The sequence below is a fragment of the Pseudoalteromonas sp. XMcav1-K genome, assembly GCF_044005875.1.
In the GTDB taxonomy this organism is placed as follows: Bacteria; Pseudomonadota; Gammaproteobacteria; order Enterobacterales; family Alteromonadaceae; genus Pseudoalteromonas; species Pseudoalteromonas spongiae.
Genome location: NZ_JBIPJE010000021.1, coordinates 44,510 through 69,018, shown reverse-complemented (window position 1 = coordinate 69,018; position 24,509 = coordinate 44,510). Strand labels below are relative to the sequence as shown.

At 42.3% G+C, this 24,509-nt stretch carries 23 protein-coding genes and 1 pseudogene; 12 read left to right on the top strand and 12 right to left on the bottom strand.

Annotated elements, in window-relative coordinates; translation table 11 throughout:
• Window positions 1-149 precede the first annotated feature (149 nt).
• The 4 genes and pseudogenes from ACHSBP_RS01945 to ACHSBP_RS01930 form a co-directional block, all read right to left on the bottom strand.
• Complete coding sequence (locus ACHSBP_RS01945; protein WP_010561723.1) at window positions 150-590, bottom strand: DUF4426 domain-containing protein; 441 nt, start codon at window positions 588-590, stop codon at window positions 150-152.
• 92 nt (window positions 591-682) lie between these two features.
• Window positions 683-1,219 carry a YggT family protein gene (locus ACHSBP_RS01940; protein ID WP_010561722.1) on the bottom strand — a complete coding sequence of 179 codons (537 nt, stop codon included), beginning with the start codon at window positions 1,217-1,219 and terminating at the stop codon, window positions 683-685.
• Window positions 1,219-2,049 (bottom strand): annotated as a pseudogene (gene proC, locus ACHSBP_RS01935) (pyrroline-5-carboxylate reductase); the annotation flags it as partial. The gene ACHSBP_RS01940 and the pseudogene proC, both read right to left, overlap by 1 nt.
• Window positions 2,050-2,064: 15 nt before the next feature.
• Entirely contained in the window at window positions 2,065-2,751 is a 687-nt protein-coding gene (locus ACHSBP_RS01930) for a YggS family pyridoxal phosphate-dependent enzyme (protein WP_395388022.1), read from the bottom strand.
• A 37-nt stretch (window positions 2,752-2,788) separates the two neighbouring features.
• On the opposite strand from ACHSBP_RS01930, the gene ACHSBP_RS01925 reads away from it, so the two are divergent.
• The 3 genes from ACHSBP_RS01925 to ACHSBP_RS01915 are packed head-to-tail and all read left to right on the top strand — an operon-like array spanning window position 2,789 to window position 5,898.
• Window positions 2,789-3,847, top strand: a complete 1,059-nt coding sequence (locus ACHSBP_RS01925; protein WP_010561719.1) for a type IV pilus twitching motility protein PilT — start codon at window positions 2,789-2,791, stop codon at window positions 3,845-3,847.
• Window positions 3,848-3,856: 9 nt separating this feature from the next.
• Window positions 3,857-4,987: a PilT/PilU family type 4a pilus ATPase gene (locus tag ACHSBP_RS01920; protein WP_395388021.1), complete on the top strand. Its 1,131-nt coding sequence runs from the start codon at window positions 3,857-3,859 to the stop codon at window positions 4,985-4,987.
• 14 nt (window positions 4,988-5,001) lie between these two features.
• Entirely contained in the window at window positions 5,002-5,898 is an 897-nt protein-coding gene (locus ACHSBP_RS01915) for a hypothetical protein (protein ID WP_010561717.1), read from the top strand.
• Window positions 5,899-5,907: 9 nt separating this feature from the next.
• On the opposite strand, the gene ruvX is transcribed toward ACHSBP_RS01915, so the two are convergent.
• The 4 genes from ruvX to rsmE are packed head-to-tail and all read right to left on the bottom strand — an operon-like array spanning window position 5,908 to window position 8,699.
• Complete coding sequence (gene ruvX / locus ACHSBP_RS01910) at window positions 5,908-6,348, bottom strand: Holliday junction resolvase RuvX (protein ID WP_010561716.1); 441 nt, start codon at window positions 6,346-6,348, stop codon at window positions 5,908-5,910.
• Window positions 6,349-6,918 (bottom strand): YqgE/AlgH family protein, encoded by a 570-nt coding sequence (locus tag ACHSBP_RS01905; protein WP_010561715.1) that lies wholly within the window; start codon window positions 6,916-6,918, stop codon window positions 6,349-6,351. It abuts the gene before it with no gap.
• 29 nt (window positions 6,919-6,947) lie between these two features.
• Window positions 6,948-7,901, bottom strand: coding sequence for a glutathione synthase (gene gshB, locus ACHSBP_RS01900; RefSeq protein WP_138634098.1), 954 nt, complete (start codon window positions 7,899-7,901; stop codon window positions 6,948-6,950).
• A 54-nt stretch (window positions 7,902-7,955) separates the two neighbouring features.
• Entirely contained in the window at window positions 7,956-8,699 is a 744-nt protein-coding gene (rsmE, locus tag ACHSBP_RS01895; RefSeq protein ID WP_395388020.1) for a 16S rRNA (uracil(1498)-N(3))-methyltransferase, read from the bottom strand.
• 73 nt (window positions 8,700-8,772) lie between these two features.
• Here rsmE and ACHSBP_RS01890 point away from each other — a divergent pair, with 73 nt between their 5' ends.
• Both ACHSBP_RS01890 and ACHSBP_RS01885 read left to right on the top strand, forming a co-directional pair.
• Window positions 8,773-9,672: an ABC transporter ATP-binding protein gene (locus tag ACHSBP_RS01890; RefSeq protein ID WP_105170572.1), complete on the top strand. Its 900-nt coding sequence runs from the start codon at window positions 8,773-8,775 to the stop codon at window positions 9,670-9,672.
• Entirely contained in the window at window positions 9,665-10,678 is a 1,014-nt protein-coding gene (locus ACHSBP_RS01885; protein ID WP_395388019.1) for an ABC transporter permease, read from the top strand. The genes ACHSBP_RS01890 and ACHSBP_RS01885 overlap by 8 nt, the downstream gene beginning before the upstream one ends.
• A gap of 34 nt (window positions 10,679-10,712) precedes the next feature.
• On the opposite strand, the gene ACHSBP_RS01880 is transcribed toward ACHSBP_RS01885, so the two are convergent.
• Entirely contained in the window at window positions 10,713-11,609 is an 897-nt protein-coding gene (locus ACHSBP_RS01880) for a DUF350 domain-containing protein (RefSeq protein ID WP_138634090.1), read from the bottom strand.
• A gap of 69 nt (window positions 11,610-11,678) precedes the next feature.
• Here ACHSBP_RS01880 and glnE point away from each other — a divergent pair, with 69 nt between their 5' ends.
• Window positions 11,679-14,471, top strand: coding sequence for a bifunctional [glutamate--ammonia ligase]-adenylyl-L-tyrosine phosphorylase/[glutamate--ammonia-ligase] adenylyltransferase (gene glnE / locus ACHSBP_RS01875; RefSeq protein WP_395388018.1), 2,793 nt, complete (start codon window positions 11,679-11,681; stop codon window positions 14,469-14,471).
• Here glnE and ACHSBP_RS01870 read toward each other — a convergent pair.
• The 3 genes from ACHSBP_RS01870 to tolC form a co-directional block, all read right to left on the bottom strand.
• Window positions 14,468-15,034: a TcpQ domain-containing protein gene (locus ACHSBP_RS01870; RefSeq protein ID WP_395388017.1), complete on the bottom strand. Its 567-nt coding sequence runs from the start codon at window positions 15,032-15,034 to the stop codon at window positions 14,468-14,470. The two genes, glnE and ACHSBP_RS01870, sit on opposite strands and share 4 nt — an antisense overlap.
• Before the next feature lie 180 nt (window positions 15,035-15,214).
• A complete protein-coding gene (gene lpxL, locus ACHSBP_RS01865) occupies window positions 15,215-16,141 on the bottom strand; it encodes an LpxL/LpxP family Kdo(2)-lipid IV(A) lauroyl/palmitoleoyl acyltransferase (protein WP_395388016.1) in 927 nt (308 codons plus the stop codon).
• 98 nt (window positions 16,142-16,239) lie between these two features.
• Window positions 16,240-17,520 (bottom strand): outer membrane channel protein TolC, encoded by a 1,281-nt coding sequence (gene tolC, locus ACHSBP_RS01860; protein ID WP_395388015.1) that lies wholly within the window; start codon window positions 17,518-17,520, stop codon window positions 16,240-16,242.
• Window positions 17,521-17,714: 194 nt separating this feature from the next.
• On the opposite strand from tolC, the gene nudF reads away from it, so the two are divergent.
• From nudF to parC, 6 genes are all read left to right on the top strand, one after another.
• Window positions 17,715-18,338, top strand: a complete 624-nt coding sequence (gene nudF / locus ACHSBP_RS01855; protein WP_395388014.1) for an ADP-ribose diphosphatase — start codon at window positions 17,715-17,717, stop codon at window positions 18,336-18,338.
• On the top strand, window positions 18,332-18,778 hold the full coding sequence (locus tag ACHSBP_RS01850) for a DUF1249 domain-containing protein (RefSeq protein WP_010561704.1): 447 nt from the start codon (window positions 18,332-18,334) through the stop codon (window positions 18,776-18,778). The genes nudF and ACHSBP_RS01850 overlap by 7 nt, the downstream gene beginning before the upstream one ends.
• The gene (locus ACHSBP_RS01845) at window positions 18,765-19,547 is read left to right on the top strand and encodes a metallophosphoesterase (RefSeq protein ID WP_395388013.1); all 783 of its coding nucleotides are present in this window, start codon (window positions 18,765-18,767) and stop codon (window positions 19,545-19,547) included. The genes ACHSBP_RS01850 and ACHSBP_RS01845 overlap by 14 nt, the downstream gene beginning before the upstream one ends.
• Window positions 19,529-20,095 (top strand): YqiA/YcfP family alpha/beta fold hydrolase, encoded by a 567-nt coding sequence (locus ACHSBP_RS01840; RefSeq protein WP_395388012.1) that lies wholly within the window; start codon window positions 19,529-19,531, stop codon window positions 20,093-20,095. The genes ACHSBP_RS01845 and ACHSBP_RS01840 overlap by 19 nt, the downstream gene beginning before the upstream one ends.
• A gap of 113 nt (window positions 20,096-20,208) precedes the next feature.
• Entirely contained in the window at window positions 20,209-22,107 is a 1,899-nt protein-coding gene (gene parE, locus ACHSBP_RS01835) for a DNA topoisomerase IV subunit B (RefSeq protein ID WP_010561701.1), read from the top strand.
• Window positions 22,108-22,136: 29 nt separating this feature from the next.
• Window positions 22,137-24,443, top strand: a complete 2,307-nt coding sequence (gene parC / locus ACHSBP_RS01830) for a DNA topoisomerase IV subunit A (RefSeq protein WP_395388011.1) — start codon at window positions 22,137-22,139, stop codon at window positions 24,441-24,443.
• The last annotated feature ends 66 nt before the right edge of the window (window positions 24,444-24,509 follow it).

The following is a 24,509-nucleotide window of genomic DNA, read 5'->3' as shown; positions in this document are numbered from 1 at the left end:
GCGCTCAAAAGAACCGTTCGGCAGCGCTTGATTGGCTTTTCTACTGTGTTATCGGCTGGCTCACATAGAATAACTATGCCACGCAGCCTCTGCCTTGTATAAAACCCAATCAAACTGCTGCAAAAACGAACTTGAAAGGTCAGCAGACCCTAATCAACATAAAATTTTTGTTGAAAGCTGAGTACTTCGCTTTTATTTTGCCCTTTAATATCAAGCTTAAAGCGATACAGCTCTTCATTGCTGTAGCCTAGTTCTGCAATATAGTAAATTGCATCACCATCGATGATTTCTTTAAATGCGAGCGTTTCATTGTGGCCAAGTAAGTTTTTGGCAGTGCCTGAAATAGCTACTTTTTGTGCTTTTTTCGTTGCTTTATCCAATACCGAAATATTGATAACCGCATTGTAATTACTGCGCTCAATACCATAGTGTTGCGCTATTTTTGGTTGCAATACAGTTGATGGAAAAGCAATGTAATGCACTTGCCAGTTACCAAGCTCTTTGTATTGACCACCTTGCTCGGTATTCGCTAAAACGCTTGTAGCCATAAATGCACAAAATGCTAAACAAAGTGAAATTAGGGTTTTCATAATCCGCCCCTTAAATTAAGTATTAATATTAGTATAGATGACAAAAAAGCCGCATTCTGCGGCTTTTTTATTCTACCTGAATTTATTCGCTTTTATCTAAATAAATCAAGGAATAAGATTTGCAGAAACTGTAATCCAATAATCAGCACTAAGATTGATAAATCTAACCCGCCAATTGGTGGAATGATTTTTCTAATCGGGCGTAACATTGGCTCAGTGAGTTGATGGAAAATCGCTTCGATTGGGTTATGTCCTTGGCTTACCCAGCTTAAAATTGCTCGGATAATTAGTACCCAAAAGGCCAAGTTTAAACCTTCTTTGATCACAGTAATCAAACTGCCAACCAATACAGTAACAGGTTCAATTCCACCAAAGAAAAGCAGTGAAATGGTCACTATTTTGAGCGCTGCGACAATCAGCGCAAGCACTAATGAGGCAAGATCAAAACCGCCAAGTCCAGGAATTACCTTGCGAATTGGGTTAAGTAAAGGGCTGGTGGCTTTTACTACAAACTGGCTGAGCGGATTATAGAAATCAGCACGCGCGGATTGTAGCCAAAAGCGCAGTAATACAACCATCAAGTACAAGTCAAAAACGACTTCAACTAAAAATCGAAACGCGTCATTCATTAAAATTCTTGCTCCATTTGTTGTGCGCGTGCGATACACGCATCCATCGCATCGGCGACAGTTTGCGTTAAGTTTTGCTGCTCTAAATGCGCAATTGCCGCGGCAGTTGTACCGCCTTTTGAAGTAACATTAGCACGTAACTGACTGATTGATAAGTCAGGCGATTTTGCCACCATATCGCTGGCACCTACAGCCACTTGCTGTACCAGCTCTCTTGCTTGTTCAGCGTTAAAACCGAGCTCTTTTGCTTTTTGTTCAATCGCTTCTAAGAACAAAAATACATACGCAGGAGATGAACCCGTTACCGCAATAATATCGTTAATTTGGTCTTCTTCTGAAAGCCACGTAACAATACCTGTTGCGCTAAATACCTCTGTAGCAAATTGTTTTTCTTGCTCACTGGTATTATTGCTGAACAAGCCGCTTACGCCTTTGCTTTGTAAGCTCGGGGTATTTGGCATGCAGCGGATCATCTTAACCGGGTGGTCTAGCATTTCTTGTAAACGCGCCACTTTAATGCCCGCCGCAACGGAAATAAACACTTTGTCTTGGTAGGCGATACCTGAATCTTTAATGGTTTGGCATAGGTCTGCCATCATTTGCGGTTTAACCGAGAGTACAACGTAATCGGCCTGTTCGATTGCTTTTATGTTGTCGTTAGTTACTTGAATACCAAAGTCATTGCCAACTTTGGCAAGTTTTTCTGCATTGCGGTTGGTTGCGATAATATTGTTTGGGGCAAAACCGCCATTGATTAATCCGCCAATAATGGCGTAACTCATATTACCGGTACCAATAAATGCAATGGTGTTTTGTGACATAGGAACTCTCTTTTTGGTTAATCGTTAGTTTCTTGGGCCAAAGATATCGGTGCCAATACGCACCATAGTGCTGCCTTGACTTATTGCTGCTTCAACATCGTTACTCATGCCCATTGAAAGCGTATCTATACTATCATATTGGGATTTCAATTGATTAAAACAAGTTTGCAGTTTGGCAAAGCTGTGTTGTTGCTCGTTTAGTGAATCGCTTTTTTTAGGAATGGCCATAACACCACGCAATACCAAGTTGTCAGATGTTGCAATGTACTGAGCTAACGCATCGACTTCTGATAGCGAACAGCCAGACTTGCTCTGCTCATCATCAATATTAATTTGTATAAGCACATTTAATTTAGCGCGTTCAGAGGGGCGTTGATCATTTAGGCGTCTGGCTATTTTAATGCGGTCGACACTTTGCACCCAGTTAAAATGAGCTGCTACTTGCGCGCTTTTATTCGATTGAATAGGACCGATAAAGTGCCATTCAATGTCGCTTAAATCGGATAATTCAGCGATTTTATCGACCGCTTCTTGTACGTAAGATTCGCCAAATTGACGTTGGCCAGCTTGGTAGGCCTCTCGTATTAAAGTGCTAGGCTTTGTTTTGCTGACCGCCAATAAAGCCACTTTTTGCCCTAAAATGTGAGAATTTTTTATCGCTTTTGCGATTCTGTCATAGGCTATTTTAAGTCGTTCTGCTATTGTAATCATATAATTATTCAAATAAGTAACTTAGTGGAGCAATCCAATGGACATTACTGAATTACTGGCATTCAGTGTGCAACATAATGCATCAGATTTACACTTATCATCAGGTGTTTCACCTATGATCCGCGTTGATGGCGACGTTCGAAGAATCAATATCCCCGCACTTGGACCAAAAGACGTAAACGGCTTAGTGTATGATATTATGAATGATAAGCAGCGAAAAGAATACGAAGAAAACTTAGAATGTGACTTTTCTTTCGAAGTGCCAAACCTAGCGCGTTTCCGTGTTAATGCCTTTAATTCTAACCGTGGTCCAGCCGCGGTATTTCGTACCATCCCAAGCACCGTTTTAACCCTTGATGACTTAGGCTGTCCTGAAATATTCAAAGATATTTCCAATAACCCACGTGGCTTAGTGTTGGTAACGGGACCGACAGGTTCGGGTAAATCAACAACGCTTGCCGCGATGATTGATTATATTAATTCGCATAAGCACCACCACGTACTTACCATTGAAGATCCTATCGAATTCGTACACGACAATAAGCAAAGCTTAATTAACCAACGTGAAGTACACCGTGATACGCACAGCTTTAATAACGCACTTCGCTCGGCGCTTCGTGAAGATCCAGATGTTATTCTGGTCGGTGAATTACGTGATTTAGAGACCATTCGCCTTGCAATGACCGCGGCAGAAACCGGTCACTTAGTATTTGGCACCTTGCACACCACCTCAGCACCAAAAACCATTGACCGTATTATCGACGTATTCCCAGGTGAAGAAAAAGACATGGTACGTTCAATGCTATCTGAATCGTTACGTGCTGTAATTTCACAAACACTCGTGAAAAAAGTAGGTGGCGGACGAATCGCAGCACACGAAATCATGATAGGTACCCCTGCTATTCGTAACCTTATTCGTGAAGATAAAATTGCGCAAATGTATTCATCGCTACAAACCGGTGCATCGCACGGCATGCAGACGATGGATCAGTGTTTAGGTAACTTGCTAAATCGCGGCTTAATTACACAGCAAGATGCATATGCAAAAGCCCACGATAAGAGCAACTTTGGCGCAGCAGGCGCACGATCTTACTAGGGGTAAATTATGCACGGCTTAGATCATTTTTTAAAACAAATGGTAGAGAGTGAAGCATCGGATTTATTCGTGTCTACATTCTTGCCTGTAAGTGTAAAAGTTAATGGCGAACTTCGTCCGATTGGTCATTCAGATTTAACTGAAGAAGAAGCGTTAGAGCTCGTTGAATCGGCGATGAGCGACAAGCAGAAAACCGAATTTCACGAAACCAAAGAATGTAACTTTGCGATCGCACGTGATTCGGGACGTTTCCGTGTTTCGGCTTTTTGGCAGCGAGACAAAGCGGGCATGGTTGTTCGTCGTATCGTAACCACCATTCCGGAAGTACACGACCTTGGCTTACCACCGGTTTTAACCGACGTTATTATGTCAAAACGTGGCTTAGTCCTGTTTGTGGGTGGTACGGGTACCGGTAAATCAACCTCACTTGCGGCACTGTTAGGGTATCGTAACCGCAACCAGCGTGGTCATATCTTAACTATTGAGGACCCGATTGAATTTGTTCATGAACACCAAAAGAGTATTGTAACGCAACGCGAAGTGGGACTGGATACTGAAAGTTTCGAATCGGCACTAAAGAGCTCTCTACGTCAGGCTCCTGATGTAATTTTGATTGGTGAGATCCGCTCGCAAGAAACTATGGAATATGCGCTTTCATTTGCTGAAACAGGTCATTTGTGTGTGGCTACACTGCACGCAAACAACGCGAACCAAGCAATCGACCGTATTATGCACTTAGTGCCAAAAGAAAAGCACGACAAGTTAAAGTACGATTTAGCACTTAACTTGCGTGCTATCGTTGCACAGCAACTTGTGCCGACCAGTGATGGTCATGGTCGTGCAGCAGCAATTGAAATATTGCTTAACTCGCCAATGGTGGCAGAACTAATAAAACGTGGTGAAGTAGGGGCAATTAAAGAAACCATGTCTAAATCGCGCGAAATGGGTATGCAAACCTTTGACCAAGCGCTCTTTGACCTTTATCAGCAGCATCGCATTAATTATGCCGATGCACTACACCATGCTGACTCACCGAACGACCTGCGCTTAATGATTAAATTACGCAATAATGAGCAACAAGGTGCAGGCTTTTTACAAGGTGTTACGGTTGATGGCCTTGATGGAGACAAAAACCAGTAGTAAGTGATACGCTTATGTTGAAGTTAAGTCGTTTTAAAATTTGTTTTTGTGTATTAGCGAGTATGTTATTTGGTTTTGCGGCGAACGCTGCGAATTCAAGTAACACCGTTGATATGTATATTCGCGATGATGTGTATGTTGATTTTCAGGCTTTTCTAGCTGGACGTGATGTACATCAGATTACCTCGTTTAGCGGTTATCGCATGCGTCGCGACGTAGTGGATATGGTGCTTGCCTTGCAAGCATTAAAACTCGGTGGTTTTGATAAAACATTCAACTACCAAGTGGGTAAAGTAACGCTGCGCAACACCAATATTTTAGAGCGTGGTAAGCAATTACTTAGCTTTGACACATACTGGTACGCAGATGCAGAAAAAATAGCAGAGCACGCTTATATTTCTGCAGCTGTGTTTAACAAAGGTGAGTACCTAGCAGGCGTATTCGCTCATCCTGAAAACCGAAAAGTCTTTGCAATTGACAGCCTAGATGATTTTTCTCAATTCACATCGATTTCAACTCCCCGTTGGCACGCCGACTGGCAAACTCTTAAAAGCTTAAAGTTAAAAAAGCTGTACAAAGATGATGAATGGTTACAGCAAATTCGTGCAGTTGATAAAAAGTGGGCGGACTTTGCTTTGTTGCCGTTTATGCCTGCTGTTAACAACCACTACAAACTGCATTCGTTAGAGTTACTTGCTGTGCCGGGCATTGCACTTACATTTGATGATAGTCGTCATTATGTGGTGAGCAAAACCCACCCTGACGGTAAGGCGGCGTTTGACGCGTTACAAAAAGGGTTAGCAATACTCGCAGCGCAAAAACGCATTAAATCGGCATATATTGAAGCGGGTTTTATTCCTGAAAAGGGCAGTGTGAAAGTGCTAAATAGTGAGTTAATTAGTAAAGACTAAGCGAGGCGCTTAGTCTCCATACAAGCTTTCAAAATAGCTTTCTAAGATAATTTGTGCCGACATGCTATCTACTTTATCTTTCGCTAAATTTCGGTAGCCACCGTGATCAAACAAGCGTGCTTTTGCATCCGTTGTGGTAAGGCGTTCATCTTGCACTTCAACTTGATAACCGAACATGCCATGCAATCGTTTTGCAAATTTTTTGGCTTTAAACGTCACCTCTTGATTGGTGCCATCCATATTGAGCGGTAAGCCGACTATTAATAAATCAGGTTGCCATTCATCGAGAATTTTTTTTACGTTGTCCCAGTTTGGAATACCGTCTTTTGCAGCGACAGCGCTCAGTGCGGTTGCCGTACCTGATATTTCCTGACCTACGGCAATGCCAATGCTTTTGGTACCAAAATCAAAACCAATTAGTGTACGTTGCCCGATAGGGTTTTTACTCATTTACGCATTTCCTGAATAGAGAGAAAGTTTATCGATATCAATACCTAAACTCTCTATTGCTTTTTGCCAACGCAAGTGCGCTGGCGTATTAAAAATAATCTCAGGGTCGGCAGGTACGGTAAGCCAAGTATTTTCAATCAGCTCTTTTTCAAGTTGACCGGGATCCCAGCCTGCGTAGCCTAAGGTAATCAGAAATTGATCTGGTGCTTCATGGCTTGTCAGCTCGTGAAGCACATCTTTTGAGGTGGTGATCATAATATCAGAACTGATATTCGAGCTTGAACTATAACCCGGCTTAGTACTGTGCAATACAAACCCGCGGTCAGTGTGAACTGGACCACCTGACATTACCGCAACACTGCTGTTACTAGCCATTTTGTTATTCTCGATATCGATTTGGTCGAGTAATTCGCCTACCGTAAGATTAGTAGGTTGATTAATAACAAGCCCCATTGCGCCTGATTCATTGTGCTCACAAATGTAAGTCACGCTGTGTTTAAAGCGCGGGTCGGGCATGTTTGGCATTGCAACTAAAAAGGTATTTTGTAATGACTGGGTTTGATTACTCATTGATTGCACCTTTTGTATTATCTTCAGCTTTAAGTATGCGCCACTTTTTGCTCAATTGCGTCGAATAACTTACCGGTAATAGAAATATCAAATGCCGCTTCGATTTCCTTTACGCACGTTGGCGCTGTGACATTAATTTCGGTGAGCTTGTCGCCAATAATATCAAGACCGACAAAAATTAAGCCTTTTTCAATTAATGTTGGCGCCACTGCTTCGGCAATTTTGCGTTCTACATCGGTAATTGGACGCGCTTCGCCTCGGCCGCCGGCTGCTAAATTACCGCGGGTTTCGCCACCTTGTGGAATACGCGCCAAGCAATAGGGAATAACTTCACCGTTAACAACCAATACGCGCTTATCGCCATCTTTGATCGCTGGAATGTAATTTTGTGCCATTGCATATTGGCTGCCGTGTGCTGTTAGTGTTTCGCAAATAACGCCAATATTTGGGTCATCTTGTTTAACGCGGAAAATTGACGCGCCGCCCATGCCATCAAGGGGTTTTAGAATAATGTCTTTGTGTTCTTCTAAAAACGCGCGGATATGTGACTGCTCACGTGTTACCAGTGTATCTGGGGTATGTTCACTAAACCACGCAGTAAATAGTTTTTCGTTAGCGTCACGTAAACTTTGCGGTTTGTTAATTACGAGTGTACCCGCTTGCTCGGCGCGTTCTAACAGATAAGTTGCGTAAATATATTCAGTATCGAATGGTGGATCTTTACGCATTAAAATCACGTCTAAATCAGCTAGAGCAATGGTTTGCTTGTCTTCAAGTTCATACCATTTTTCTGTGTTATCGAACACGGTAGCAACAGATGACGTCGCGAAACTTTGCCCACCACGTAAAAACAAGTCATTCATTTCCATATAATGAATTTCATAGCCGCGTTTTTGCGCTTCGAGCATCATGGCGAAGCCGGTGTCTTTTTTGATATTAAATCCAGCAATAGGATCAGAAATGATGCCAAGCTTAATCGTCATGTTAGTTTCCTTTATTTTCAACTCTCTATGTTATGGGGATGCTTGCAGCTTAAATCAAGCTAAATCACCGTAGACAAGCTGCAGCGCAGAGAGAACAGTAAGTGCTGCAGTCTCAGTACGCAGTACACGTGGTCCCAACTTAATATCAACAAAGTCTGCGGCTTTTGTTGCAGCAATTTCGGCATCGGTAAATCCGCCTTCTGGGCCAACCACAAAGCGCATCGCTGTTGCATTAAAATTCGCAAGTTTATCGATGGTTTTAATGCTGTACTCAGCTCGCGGGTGCAGGGTTAGCTTAGTTTCGTCGCTTGGCTGGGTTAGCCATTGCTCTAATTTTATTGGCGGGTGAACAACGGGTACAAAGTTACGACCTGATTGCTCTGCTGCCGCAATTGCGATTTTTTGCCATTGCTGGTGTTTCTTTTCAAGGCGTTCACCTTGTAATTTAACACCGCAGCGCTCGCTAAATAATGGGGTGATTTCAGTAATGCCAAGCTCCACTGACTTTTGAATGGTGAATTCCATTTTTTCACCGCGCGAAATACCTTGCCCTAAGTGGATTTTTAGCGGTGACTCACTGGTGACATCGTGAAATCCATCAACGCTAACGTATACATTTTTTTTATTGGCTTGTGAAATGGTGCATAAGTATTCGCCCCCTTCACCGTTAAATAAGCTAACCTGTTGACCTGGTTGCATTCTTAGAACGCGGCCTATGTGTCCTGCGGCATCATCGCCGAGTTGTAATTCTGTGCCGACTTCAATTGTGCCAGCTTGGTAGATATGGGGAATGCGCATAATGACTCTCAGCGATTAATATGCTTATATGGTATGAAAAGCGCAATAACAAAGGCAAGTAATAAAGGCAGTTATGACAACAATTCTTGAGGTTAAGCAGCTTAGTAAGCATTTCTCAGACTTTTGTGCAGTAGATAAAATTGATTTCAAAGTGACTAAAGGTTCGTGTTTTGGTTTGTTAGGACCAAATGGTGCCGGCAAAACCACTACCATTGAAATGCTTGAGGGGATTTTAACGCCAACATCCGGTGAAATTTTATTTAATGGTCAGGGCATTACACGAGAAGATTTTCAAAAGCTGGGTATTCAGTTTCAGCATACCGCGTTGCAAGATTATTTAACGGTACGAGAAACGCTTAATTTGTTCTCGTCGTTTTATAAAAAGACGGTGCCAATCGACGACCTTATTACGCAATGTCAGTTAACTGACTTTATTAATGTTGATCACCGTAAATTGTCGGGCGGGCAAAAGCAGCGTTTGCTATTGGCGCTGGCATTAATTAACGACCCAGAACTAATTTTTTTAGATGAGCCAACCACCGGACTCGACCCCCATAGCAGGCGCTTATTTTGGGATTTAGTAAATGATATTAAAGCGGCGGGCAAAACCATTTTATTGACTACCCACTACATGGACGAAGCCGAGTACTTATGCGACCAAATTGCAATTATGGATAAGGGGCAGATTATCGCGATGAATAGCCCTGAAAACCTATTGAGGGAACATTTTAAAGGTTCATTAATATCGTTACCAAAACAGAATGTAGCGTCACAAATTTCGTTTGCGAATGCCCATTACAGCCAAGACAGTGTGCTTATTCATAGTGATAATACAGAGGCCACATTAGCTCAGTTGCTAACGGAGCAAATTTCATTGCAGGGACTGCAAGTTAAGTCGGCTAATTTAGATGATTTATTCCTAAAGTTAACAGGTCACGCATTACACACTAACGAGGAAAAAACAGATGTTTAAACGATTTTTTGCTGTTTTGGTGGCGCGTAATTTAGAGTTCTTCCGCGACCGTTCGGCGCTCGGTTGGAATTTAGCATTTCCTATTTTGTTAGTTGTTGGTTTCGCCTTTATCTTTAAAAATGATAATCCGACACTGTTTAAAATTGGCTACGTAGGTGATTTACAGCAACACAATATTAGCCAGTATAAGCATTTAGAGTTTATTGAGTATCAAGATGAAAGTGTGGCAATCGAAAAACTACGCCAACACAAATTAGATTTACTGGTGAGCTTTGATGCAAAACAGTATTGGGTAAATTCAAGTTCTGCCAACGGTTATATTGCAGAAAAATTGCTAATTGCTGAAACAGCACAAGCAACCGCGCCGTTTGTAAAAGAGGCAATAGAAGGCCAAGAAATTCGCTACCTTGATTGGGTTGTGCCCGGCATTTTAGCGATGAATATGATGTTTTCTTGTTTGTATGGCGTGGGTTATGTGATTGTACGCTATCGTAAAAACGCAGTGCTAAAGCGTTTAAGTGCCACACCATTGAAGCCGGTAGAATTCCTAGCTGCGCAAATCGTTTCGCGTTTATTGATTGTTGTGGCATTAACGTCCGCCATATTCGTAGCCTGTCATCTTATTTTTGATTTTTATTTAATCGGCAGTATGTTGTGGTTATTAGTGCTGTGCGTACTCGGTGCGTTTTCACTAATTTCGCTATCGTTACTGATCGCGTGTCGTTCTGAGTCGGAAGAATTTACCGGTGGCATTCTCAATTTAGTGTCATGGCCTATGATGATGTTGTCGGGAGTGTGGTTTTCACTTGAAGGCAGCCCGGCATTTGTACAGGCAATTTCTCAGGTATTTCCGCTTACGCAAATGTTGATTGGTGCGCGTGCCGTGATGTTAGAGGGGGCAGGTTTTGTTGAAATTGCACCACAGCTGTTTATTCTCATCGGGCAAAGTGTGGTGTTTCTATTGCTTGGCGCTCTATTCTTTAGCTGGAAAGGGCAAACGCGATAAACCACGCTTGCTCAAATTCCAATTAAAGCAGATGTTACAGCGAGAACAAACGCAGTAGTAAAATTCCTATCGCAATATGAACAGCAAGCTCAATACTGGCGATGCCGATGTTGTCTTGTTGTTCCACTTCAATGTTGTTTTGTACTTTTGGTAGCGCCAGTTTTAATACCAATAATGCGGTAATTTGGTGCAGCGCAACAAACACAACCACGTTTAATAAAATCATAATGATATTGTCGATAAAGTTACCAGCAATAAACTGAATACTGGCAAGTGCCGCAAAAATTGCTAGCGATAACGCAATCATGCGTGATGCAAAGCGCAAGCCTATTGACGTATTGTCGTAGGCAAAATAAGTTTGCATTGAAGCGCCTTGGTTAGTCGCTGCAAAGCGTTTCTCTTGCCAGCGAGTATGCAGCAAAATAATAAATTGAATGGCAATAAACGCGATAATATCAATCAGTAAAGTATTAAAGTTTGTCGCTTTAGACCATTTGTAAAGACCAAGCACAATGATTGAATTTGCCAGCAATACGCCGGTATCGATGAGTGCTGCGCATACATTACGCTTCTCTATTGCCCTTGCCTCATTAAAATCTCTTAGAATGAGGCGGTTATGGATCCACTTGCCAAACCAAATAAACACTAATGCAAGCGCGAGAGCGATTGCCATGTGCGGTAAACTCTCTTGCCATTGCGACAAGTCAAACTCCCTTGCAATAAAACTAACAACTAAAATAATGCTGAAAATAGAAGACGCATAACTAATGCCCATAGCAAAGTTATCTTTTTTCGCTAATTCATCCATTAAATCATGTTCGCTGCTGTCGGCTTGTAATTGCTTTTTAACCACCATTAAGACAACCAAAACCAATAGTCCGGTGATGGCGAATGCGACTAAAAGATCGTTAGATAGACTGATATAAGACATAAAAATAGCTTTCTTTTTTGCTAAGATACTGGATAGCTTTAGAATTAAGTTTAAGAGTGTAAGTAAGTTATGGAGTTAGCACAAGGTTTACAACAACTGGGGCAGCAGCGATTTAATGAGATTTTTGCTGATAAGCAAGCTGAACCAAATGTAGTGGCACTATTAGCGTTGAGCGACTTTGCTTTTCGTATATTGGCGCAGCATCCACACTTTATCGACTATTTACACAATGACCAATGGCTTGCATCACGCGATACCAGCGCTGTTTTTGATACGCAGTCACTTGCTCAGATTGCAGAAAGTGATGCATTTCAAACGCTCAGAGAGTATCGCAACTTGCATTGGTTAAAGCTCGCATACCTTGATCTTGTGCTTAAATATGATATTCGCGACAGCATTAGTTACACCTCTCAATTAAGTGAGCAGTTAATTGATTCAGCGTATCGCTGGGCTTATGCGCAGGTTGCTAGCGTTTGGGGTAAGCCTACTGATGAAAAAGGGGATGCCATGCCGATGCTGATTTTAGGCATGGGCAAGCTGGGCGGCTATGAGCTTAATTACTCGTCAGATATCGACCTGATTTTTACCTATCCATACCAAGTTGAAACCCAAGGTGGACGTAAATCGTGTGAAGCACAAGTTTTCTTCACTAAAGTAGCGCAAAAAACCATTGCCGCATTGAATCAGGTCACGCCTGAAGGGCAAGTTTTCCGCGTTGATATGCGTCTTCGACCGTTTGGCGACAGTGGCCCATTAGTTATGAGTTTTAATGCGATGGAGGAGTATTACCAAGAGCAAGGTCGTGATTGGGAACGTTATGCCATGTTAAAGGCGCGGTTACTGGGTACTGAATCAAGCTACTGGCAAGAGTTTTACGATTTATTGAGGCCTTTTGTTTATCGTAAATACATCGATTTTTCGGTGATTGAATCGCTTCGAAAAATGAAAGCACTTATCGCACAAGATGTACGTCGTAAAGGGCTTACTGAAAACATTAAACTTGGTGCTGGTGGTATTCGTGAAGCCGAGTTTGTGGTGCAAGCACTGCAAATGATCCGAGGAGGGCGCGAACCAAGTTTACAGGTGCAATCATTTTGTAAAGCGTTGGAAGCATTAGCAAAGCTTAACGAAGTACCACAAGACGTTGCCAATACATTAACTGACGGGTATTTGTTTTTGCGCCGTATTGAGCAATATTTACAGCAGTTTGATGACAAACAAACACAAACATTGCCACAAGATGACGTTGGCCAAATGCGTTTAAGTGCGTTGTTAGAAACGTCGAACTATGGTGATGCAACAGCATTGATTAACCAACAAATGCGACTTATTCACGATGAGTTTAATGCCATGATAGGCGCGGAAGATGACGATGAACAAGATGTCGACTCGCGCTATGAACTGCTGTGGGAAAAGCCAAGTATTGAGGTGATTAGTTCGCATCAGTTGTTTGCGCAAAATACCGAGTTTTTTAATATCGTTTATGATTTTAAAGTGTCGGGAACCAAGCGCAAACTGGGCGGGCGTGGGCGCGATGTGCTTGATAAATTGATGCCGCTATTACTACAGCAAGCAGATAAATGCGGTTGTGAACCGAGTATTCTCAAGCGCGTACTCGCTGTGGTAGAGAAAGTGATTTCACGTACAGCCTACTTAGAGTTATTGCTAGAAAACCCAGGGGCACTCAATCAGCTATTTAAACTCTGTGCGCATAGCAAATGGATAGGCGATCATTTAGCTTGTTATCCTATTTTGCTGGATGAGTTAATTGACCCTGCTCAACTTTATAAAACCTTGCCGTTAAGTGGCTATGAGCAGGAAATCCGTCAGTACTTTTTACGTATCGATGAAAATGACTTAGAGCTGCAAATGGAAGCATTGCGTCAGTTTAAACAAACGCATCAATTACGTATTGCCGCAGCAGATGCCACCGGTGTGCTCGATGTTATGAAAGTAAGCGATCACCTTACGGCATTATCAGAAGCGATAGTAGCTCAGTGTGTTAATCTGGCTTGGCAGCAAATGGTAACGCGTTTTGGCTATCCACCTGAGGCTAGTGATGATGAAAAAGGCTTTGCAGTTATCGCGTATGGCAAAGCGGGTGGGGTAGAGCTAGGCTACGACTCTGATCTTGATTTGGTATTTGTGCATAACTGTGATGGTGTTGGACAAACTAATGGCGATAAACAAATCGATGCGCGCCAATTTTATTTGAAGTTAGCGCAGCGTTTATTGCATTTATTTAATACTCGTACAGCCTCAGGTATTCTTTATGAGCTTGATACACGCTTGCGCCCGGAAGGGGCGTCTGGTTTATTGGCTATTAATATTGAGACCTTCCGTGAATATCAGTTAAAGCAGGCGTGGACATGGGAACATCAGGCGCTGGTGAGAGCGCGCATGACCTATGGGCAAGCGTCGTTACTCGCACGTTTTAATGAAATTAGAAATGAAGTGCTGTCGCGTCAGCGTGATGAACAAAAATTACGTGAGGACGTCGTAAACATGCGACAAAAAATGCGCGACCATTTAATTAAAGCCAGTGGTGCTGAGTTTGATATTAAACAAGGCGTGGGGGGCATGGCGGATATTGAATTTTTGGCGCAATATTTTGTCTTAAAAAATGCCTATGCTCAGCCAAAAATAACTCAGTATTCCGATAATATACGTATATTTGCCAGTGCAGCAGAGCATGGGTTTATTGAGCCTATTGAAATGCAGCAGCTAACATCAGCATATTGCGATTATCGCGAACTATATCACCAAGTGAGTTTACGCCAAGAAGCGAAGCTAGTGAGCCTTGAAAGCGTGCAAAACGATGTGAACGCCGTTACGACAATTTGGCAAAAGTATTTAGCTTAGAGAGTCGCTTTCACGCAGTTATCACGCACATAGCGAGTGGGATTTTCAGTGATAACTGCGGTGCTGTGTTTATAACAGAAAAAGCCATACACCGTGTTTTCGAAGTCACTGTCGATGGCTTTAGAAACTTGGTACAGGGTTGTTATAAAGGTTTCGTCTACGCGAAAGTTATCTTTAATGACGTAATCTTTGTTGAGATACCACAAAAACTCGATGCCTTCTTGCTTGGCAAAATCTGACATCACTTCTTTTAATGTATCACCCTTATCGAAGCGGCGCGCTTTAATTTCACCGCGCCAATGCGCTGGAATTTTGTTTGAGGTACGACGTTGCCTTAGTTGCTCAGCTAACGAGCTGTCGGGTTCGTCTAATTGAATGACGTATTTCTCGCGTTCAGTCATCGAGCTTAAGGTACTGCGAAAGCTATTATAAAAGTTAGATAAGCCCTCTGCTGCTGCATTTGATTTGTTAGCTTCTAATACAGGCCCTTTGCCAAGTAGAAGATACAGTGCGGCCGCAATTAAGATAAAACCCAAAGATAAATGTTTAATCCAAAACCACACAACGACACTCACAATGATTAAATATAAAGCAAGTCAATAATAGCTGTAACCTAATACTAATTTGCATAATACTTAATTCGTATTTTTAGGTAATAAGTTAACACTGATAACACTTTATCTGTTTTTGACAGCGTTAAATGACAAGCCGCTTTACAATTTGAAGCGTAAAGCGGCTATGTATTATTTTTTATAGTGCGACGGAGCGTTTGGATCTTTTTGCGTTTTAAAGCGACGGTGAAGCCACAAATATTGCTCGGGCGCTTTGGCAATAGCCTCTTCCATTGCTTGGTTGACACGTGTTACATCGTCAACATCGTTCCCGGTTGGGAAGTTTTCAAACACTGGGCTTACGTCAAGATAGTACTTATTATCCTTACGGTAGGTAGATAGTGCGACGGTTTCACTTTTCTTGCTGCTGGCAAAAATAAGCGTGCCAGTTGTAGTACACGTTTCTTTAACCGCAAAAAACGGCACAAATTCAGAGCGTTTGCGGCCATAGTCTTGATCTGGCAAGTAATAGCATAACTTTTGCTGGCTTAATGCTTTTAATAAGCTTTTTACATCGCGCTTTGTAACCAGTGCTTCACTAAAGCGTAGGCGACCATTGACAATAATGTATTCCATTAACGGGTTATTGTGAGGGCGATAAAACCCAACACCGTTGTTTTGTATTCCCATCATGCGGCCCGCAACTTCTAAGTGCATCATATGAGGAACCAGCAACAATACGCCTTTACCATTGCTAATCGCTTTTTCAATATGGTGATAACCAGTAATGCCACCAAAGTGCTTTTTTGCACGCCACTGGGGCCACCACCACGCCATACCCGATTCAAAAATCGCAATGCCGGTATTTTCTAAGTTCTCTTTTACTAATTTTGCCTGCGCTGCTTTGTCTAGTTCGGGAAAGGCTAACGCAATATTGACTTCGGCGATTTTACGGCGTTTTTTTACAAACCGATAAACTAGGCGACCTAATAATTTACCCAGCCAAATTTGTAGTCGATACGGTAACCAAGACAGAAGATACAAAATCAGCACACTTAACCAAGTAAGCCAATATTTTGGAGCAAGAAAAGAATATGAAAATGGCGCTTTAGTGATCACAATATTCGAAGGAAAAAGTAAAAATTAGCGCGAGTATAACAAAAAGAGAGGAAAACGTGGGAATTGATTTATTCCCACGTTGCATTACATCACCGAGATTAGTTTAAACCGCGGTTAATTGCTTCGATATCACTGCGCGACAGTGTACCTTCAGCAAGTTTTAAGCCTAGTGTAGAAACAACGTAACGGTAACGTACCGCAGATAAATTACGGCTTGCGTCATATAAGTTACGTGTGCTTAGCAATACGTCAACGATGGTACGTGTACCTACTTCAAAACCCGCTTCAGTTGCTTGTAATGCACTTTCTGCTGAAACAACCGCTTGCTCAAGGGCGCGGTAAGTAGCGATATCTGACACTACTTGGTTGTAAGAAGTACGTACTTGCTTATTTACATTACGGTATGCGCTTTCAAACTCTTGGCTTGCAGCAACAAAGTACTCAGATGCTTGGTTTACAGCAGCTTGTGTACCGCCACCTTGATAAATCGGTACAGTGAAGTCTAAACCAACACTTGTTTGGTCAGCACGTGGACCTGTTTCGCCTAATTTATCACCATAAGATGCTGATAACGTAAGCTTTGGATAATGACCTGCTTTTGCTTGTTCAATTTGCTCTTTCGCAATATCTACAGAAACGCGTGATACCTGCAGTGAAATATTGTTTTCTTTTGCAGATTCAACAAACTCAGTGCTCTTACGAGCTGGTTTTACCGTTGAGAATTTGTCTGTATTAAGTGCGTTAAGCTTTTCGTGATATTTACCTGTGATTTCACCTAGTTCTTCACGAGCGGTTTCAACATCGTTAAGTGCTACAATTTCACGGGCTACTGCGTTATCGTACTGTGCTTGCGCTTCGTGTACGTCAGTAATTGCTGTTAAGCCTACTGCGTGACGCTGTTTCGTTTGCTCTAACTGACGCTCAATCGCACGCTTTTCTGCGCGCACAAACTCTAAATCATCTTGGCGTGCTAGTACGTTAAAGTAAGCATTTGACACGCGTACAATCAGGTTTTGTTGTGCTAATCGGTAGCTAGCATCAGCTTGTAGCGCTTGCTTTTCTGCAATGTTTAGTGACTTCCATGAGCCTAAGTTGAATAGGTCTTGGTCTAGTCTAACGCCGCGGCTGAACGTGTCAGAATCGCCAGCATCGCCATCAACTTTGCTATAACCCATTGATGCGCCAATTTGTGGTAATAAACGCGACATCGCAATGTCTGTGTTGTAGTCTTGTGCATCACGTGTTGCTTTTGCTTTTAGTACAACAGGATCGTTTGCAAGTGCAATTTCGTATACTTGCATAAGGTCTTCTGCATTAGCGTGTGTAACTGAAAAGCCACAGCTTAATGCAACAAGCGCAGATAGTAATTTCTTTTTCATAGTGGTTGTCATCCCCAGACAATTTTTGAAAGCATCTTAGCGTGTTTTTTTATTGATTAGAAAAACAATACAGTAAAACAAAGTATTCAAGTGTAACAGAATATGAAAAATTCGTTTTATTCACTTTATCAGCTAAAATACCGAAAATTCGATAGATTATCGAATAGATTTTAAACTAATTAATCACCTTTTATATGGCCAAAATTACAAAATTCAAGCAATCAGACGTAGAAATCGTCGCGAAAAAGCGCACTTTTAACGGTTTTTTTAAAATTGATGAATATCACTTTCGTCACGCATTATTTACCGGTGGGCAATCCGATGTGATTGTGCGAGAAATATTTGAACGCGGCGATGCAGTGGCAGTCTTACCTTATGATCCAAAATTGGATGCGGTGCTGCTTATCGAACAAATACGCATTGGCGCATTTAACGATGATAAATCGCCATGGTTGCTTGAAGTGATTGCAGGTATGACTGATGGCAGTAAAGATTACGAAGCAGTGGTAAAAAAAGAAGCGAAAGAAGAGTCTGGCATAGAACTTAATAATATTGAGTTTATGCTGTCGTATCTTTCAAGCCCCGGCGGAACATCAGAGCGTTTATACTTATATTATGGTGAAGCGGATTTATCGCAAGCTGGTGGCATTTATGGCGTACCTGAAGAAGGTGAAGATATTAGGGTACATGTAATTCCAGTAGAACAGGCGTTTCAACTACTTGATGAAGGTGAAATGGATAACGCAGCCACCGTAATTTGCTTGCAGTGGCTTAAATTAAATATTGATGCAATAAGAGAGAAGTACCGTACGTGTTAGCACAGGCTTATCGACAAAATTTACCTAAGTACATTCGTTTATGTGAGCAAAACTATGCACGTATAAACCGCCTGATGCCAAAAGAAAATGATAGAGGGGCGGTGAATAAGGTATTGGTTGGTGGTTTTGAATTTACGCTTACCGTATTAGAAGCATCTCCTTACACTAATTTAGTCTCGCTTAAACAAACAGACCACCAAGTGATAGGATTTACGCGACCTGATTTAAACGTGCGTGTTTATCACGATGCCAAAGTTGCAGAAGTAGTATGTAAATATTATCCCAAACGGGTCAAACCGGCTTATGGTTACCCAAACCCTGATATGCATCAAAAAGATGAAAAATATCAATTGAATGCATTTTTAAAAGATTGGTTAGAATACTGTATTAACCAAGGGCGTAGTACTTTCCACTGGGATACCGATCATGACATGGTTTAGCCAACGCGAACACTTTGATAAAGCGCAATTAACACTGGTTCATATCACCGATAGTCATGTTTTTGCGGAACCAAATGGTGAATATTTTTGTGTAAATACCGCAAATAATTTAGCAAAAACATTGGCGTGTATTAAATCAATTGAATGCGATGCCATTATTTTTGGCGGAGATTTAACACAAGACCACAGTGAAGCGTCATATCACTTGTTTGCTCAATTGGTACAACAAGCAGGCCTTAGTGATAAGTTGTTTTGGCTACCGGGCAATCACGACGAAATAGATATTTATCGCGAGATTTTTAGTCAGTATGGCATTCGCGACAGCAAAGTGTTGGAAAATGATCACTGGCAAGTGCTATTAGCTAACTCAAAAGGGCCAACGCCTGCAGGGTGTGTAACTGATACACACCTCAACGAGATAAAACATGAGTTAACGGACAATACTAAGCATGCTTTGCTGTTTACTCATCATCATCCAATTCCTATTCAGGGTTATCTTGATAAACATATGTTGGAAAATGGTGAAGCACTGCTTTCACAATTAACCCAATTTAAAAAGGTGAAAGGGTTAATCCATGGACATGTTCATAACGATTACAGCTGGTTGTTTAACGAGTTTGCAGTATTTGCTACGCCCGCCACCTCGATACAATTTGAAAAAAATACCAGCGATTGGCAACAAGTCGACTTAGGTCCTGCCTTTCGTATGATACGATTACAGCAAAATGGCAGTTTAAACACTCAGGTAGTATGGCTAAACAACGCGTAATATACATTCATGGTTTTAATAGCTCACCAGAATCATTTAAAGCACAACAATTTGGTCAGTATTTAGCGAAACATCATGATGTTGAGTATTTAGTACCAAAACTAAACCATGAACCGCGTGAAATTTTGCTGACGCTCGAAGCGCTAATAACGGCCAATACTAAATTGATTGGTAGTTCATTAGGCGGGTATTTTGCGACTATTTTATCCGAGCGCTATCAACTGCCAGCGGTGGTTGTTAATCCGGCCGTTGCACCATTTGATCTAATGCATGATTACCTAGGTACGCAGTACAACCCGTATCAAGATTACTATTACGATGTGACTGAACGTCATGTTGACCAGTTAAAGCAGTTTTACATTGCCAACTTGTCACAGCCTGAGTTGATTTTACTTTTACAACAGATGGGTGATGAAGTATTAGATTTTTCACAGGCGGTCGATTATTATAAAAACTGCCGTCAGCACGTTGAATTTGCTGGCGATCACAGCTTTATAGGGTTCGAACGTTATTTTCCTGTTATTGTAGATTTCCTGAAAATATCGTAAAACAATAGTGATAAGGGAATAACCTATAAAAACGCGCTAAAACCTAGTAAAAAAATACCCAGAAAAGGGCAGCTAGGTATCAAAGATAATTAATATAAAAAGAACCGCATTTCATGACGACACAAGATTATAATGCAGAAGCCATTGAGGTTTTAAATGGACTCGAACCGGTAAAGCGCCGTCCCGGCATGTATACCGATACCACACGTCCAAACCACCTTGGCCAAGAAGTTATCGATAACAGTGTGGATGAAGCCTTAGCTGGGCATGCATCGAAAATTGATGTGATCCTGCACGAAGACAACTCGCTGGAAGTAGTCGATGATGGCCGTGGTATGCCAATCGATATTCACCCTGAAGAAGGTATTCCGGGCGTTGAGCTTATTCTTACCAAATTGCACGCCGGTGGTAAGTTTTCCAACAAAAACTATCAATTCTCAGGTGGTTTACACGGGGTAGGTATTTCCGTCGTAAATGCCTTATCAACGCGTGTATTAGTTACCGTACGACGCGATGCAAAAGTGTATGAAATTGCGTTTGAGAACGGCGATAAGGTACAAGACTTAACCGAGGTCGGTACGGTGGGCAAGCGCAACACCGGTACGTCAGTACACTTTTGGCCTGATCCAAGCTACTTCGACTCGGCAAATTTCTCGCTATCAAAGCTCAAGCATTTATTAAAAGCCAAAGCGGTTCTGTGTCCTGGCTTGAAAATCCGTTTTATCAATAAGCAAACTAAAGAAACCATTGAATGGTTTTTTGAAGATGGCTTAAAAGATTACCTTGCTGACGCGTTAAAAGAATACGAAGTCTTACCGAAACAACCATTTACCGGTGAGTTTGCCGGTTCCACTGAAGGTGTGGATTGGGCAGTATTATGGTTGCCTGAAGGCGGCGAAGGGGTTTATGAGAGTTATGTAAACCTTATTCCAACAGCGCAAGGTGGTACCCATGTAAATGGGCTGCGCCAAGGTTTGCTAGAAGCAATGCGCGAATTTTGTGAATTCCGCAATTTATTACCGCGTGGGGTAAAACTAACACCTGACGATATTTGGGACCGTTGTAGTTATGTGCTTTCGGTCAAAATGCAGGACCCACAATTTGCAGGTCAAACTAAAGAAAAATTATCGTCACGTGCAACCTCAGCATTTGTCTCGGGTGTGGTAAAAGATTCGTTTAGCTTATGGCTTAATGAGCACACAGATATTGCAGAGTTGCTTGCCGAAATTTGTATTAGCAACGCGCAAAAACGTATGCGTGCGGCGAAAAAAGTGGTTCGTAAAAAAATCACCTCAGGCCCTGCATTACCGGGTAAATTAACCGACTGTAGCACGCAAGAGAGCGAGCGCAGCGAACTTTTTTTAGTAGAGGGTGATTCGGCGGGTGGTTCAGCTAAACAAGCACGCGATCGTGAGTTCCAAGCGGTAATGCCACTGCGCGGTAAAATTCTTAATACGTGGGAAGTCGAGTCAGGACAAATTCTTGCGTCGCAAGAAGTACATGATATCTCTGTGGCGATTGGTATGGATCCAGATTCAAAAGATTTAACTAATCTACGCTATCACAAAATTTGTATTTTAGCGGATGCGGATTCCGATGGATTGCACATCGCAACCTTGTTGTGTGCACTGTTTGTAAAACACTTCCCAGTGTTGGTAGAGCAAGGGCACGTATATGTAGCAATGCCACCGCTTTACCGAATCGATGTGGGTAAAGAAGTATTTTATGCCCTTGATGAAGATGAAAAGACCGGCATTTTAGACCGTATTGAAGCAGAGAAAAAGCGTGGCAAAGTGAATGTGCAACGCTTTAAAGGCTTGGGTGAAATGAACCCAATGCAGCTGCGTGAGACGACAATGGATCCAAATACTCGCCGCTTAGTGCAATTAAGCTTAGAGGGCGACGAAGAAACGTTGGAAGTAATGGATATGTTACTTGCCAAGAAGCGCTCAAGCGATCGTCGTGAGTGGTTAGAAACCAGTGGCGACCAAGCGGATTCATGGAACTCATAACTAGCATTAAAAAATTTAGGTAAACGAGCATGTCAGATCTCGATACCCTCGCGATGCAAGGGATAGAAAAACAAACAATGGCGCAGTTTACGCAAAGCGCCTATTTAAATTACTCAATGTATGTAATTAAAGACCGTGCCTTGCCACACATTGGCGACGGTTTGAAACCAGTACAACGTCGTATTGTCTACGCGATGAGTGAACTAGGCCTATCGGCAGCGGCAAAATATAAAAAATCAGCCCGTACCGTGGGTGATGTACTCGGTAAATATCACCCACACGGTGATAGCGCCTGCTATGAAGCCATGGTACTGATGGCGCAGCCGTTTTCTTACCGTTATCCGCTGGTGGATGGTCAAGGTAACTGGGGGGCGGCAGATGATCCTAAGTCTTTCGCGGCAATGCGTTACACCGAAGCACGTTTATCTAAGTTCTCTGAGGTTTTATTAAAAGAACTAGGCCAAGGCACAGTCGATTGGATCCCAAACTTCGACGGCACCATGAAGGAGCCGGAAGTACTGCCAGCACGTTTACCGCATATTTTATTGAATGGTATTACTGGTATTGCTGTAGGTATGGCAACCGATATTCCGCCGCACAACGTACGCGAAGTGGCTGATGCGTGTTGTATATTACTGGATAAACCAAAAACCGAACTTGAAGAGCTGCTTGATTTAGTACAAGCACCGGATTACCCAACGGATGCGGAAATCATTACGCCTAAGGCTGAAATTCGCAAAATCTACTCAAGTGGTAAAGGCTCTATCAAAATGCGCGCGGTGTATACTGAAGAGCAAGGTGATATTGTCATTACGGCGTTACCTCATCAGTGCTCTGGTGCCAAAGTGTTAGAGCAAATAGCTACGCAAATGCGCGCTAAAAAGTTACCTATGGTGGCTGATTTACGTGATGAATCTGATCATGAAAATCCAACGCGCATTGTAATTGTGCCGCGTTCAAATCGCGTAAAAGCTGAGCCACTTATGGCACACTTATTTGCGACCACCGACCTTGAGAAAAACTACCGTGTTAACTTAAACATGCTGGGGCTAAACGGCCGTCCTCAAGTAAAAGACTTAAAAACAATTCTATCTGAGTGGTTAGTGTTTAGACGCGAAACGGTTCGTCGCCGTTTACAATACCGCTTAGACAAAGTATTGGCACGTTTACATATTTTAGAAGGCTTATTGATTGCCTTTTTAAATATCGACGAAGTAATTGAAATTATCCGCAGCGAAGATGAGCCAAAGCCAGTTTTAATGGCGCGTTTTGGTATCACTGAAACGCAAGCGGAAGCAATTTTAGAACTTAAACTTCGCCATCTTGCTAAATTAGAAGAAATGAAAATTCGCGGTGAGCAAGACGAGCTTGCCAAAGAGCGCGATAAGCTTGAATTAACCCTTGGCTCAGAGCGTCGTATGTCGACGTTACTGAAAAAAGAAATTCAAGAAGCCGCTGAGCTTTATGGTGACGACCGTCGTTCGCCTGTAGTTGAGCGCGGTGAAGCTAAAGCCTTAAGTGAAAAAGACTTAATGCCATCAGAAAGCGTTACTGTTGTGCTTTCTGAAAAAGGCTGGGCACGTTTTGCTAAAGGCCATGATATTGACGCGGAAGGCCTGAGTTATAAATCAGGTGACAGCTTTAAGTCTCTTGCTAAAGGGCGCAGCAATCAGCCTAGTGTATTCTTAGATAGCTCTGGCCGAGCATTTGCAACCGATACCCATAGTTTACCTTCTGCGCGTAGCCAAGGTGAACCAATGACAGGGCGCTTTAATGTGGCACCTGGAGCGAACCTTGAACACGTGGTTATGGGTGAAGAAAAAGCCAACTTCCTGATGGCATCAGATGCAGGTTATGGCTTTATTACCGAGTTTAACGACTTGGTGAGTAAAAATAAGAACGGTAAAGCACTGGTAACGATTCCAGAAGCTGCATTATTAATGACACCACAGCCAATTCACGACATTACGACAGATCGCTGTTTAGCAATCTCCAACGAAGGTCGCATGCTGATCTTCCCAATTCGTGATTTGCCAAAACTAGGTAAAGGTAAAGGAAATAAGATCATTTCCATTCCGAGTGCCCGTGTTAAATCGCGAGAAGAGTTTGTTAAAGTGCTGGGCATTGTGCCAGATGGCGCATCTGTTACGTTACATGCAGGTAAGCGTAAACTAACGTTAAAACCAAGTGATTTAGAACATTACTACGGCGAGCGTGGCAGACGTGGTAATAAGTTACCGCGTGGTTTACAGCGTGTAGATTTAATGGAAGTTGAGTTTACTGCCGCACAAGAATTGATCGACGATGCTATTGATGCGGAAAATAGCGAAGATTAGTGCTTCTTTGCGTCGAAAAGCGTTAAAATAACGAAAACCAGTCTCAATATGGGGCTGGTTTTTTTG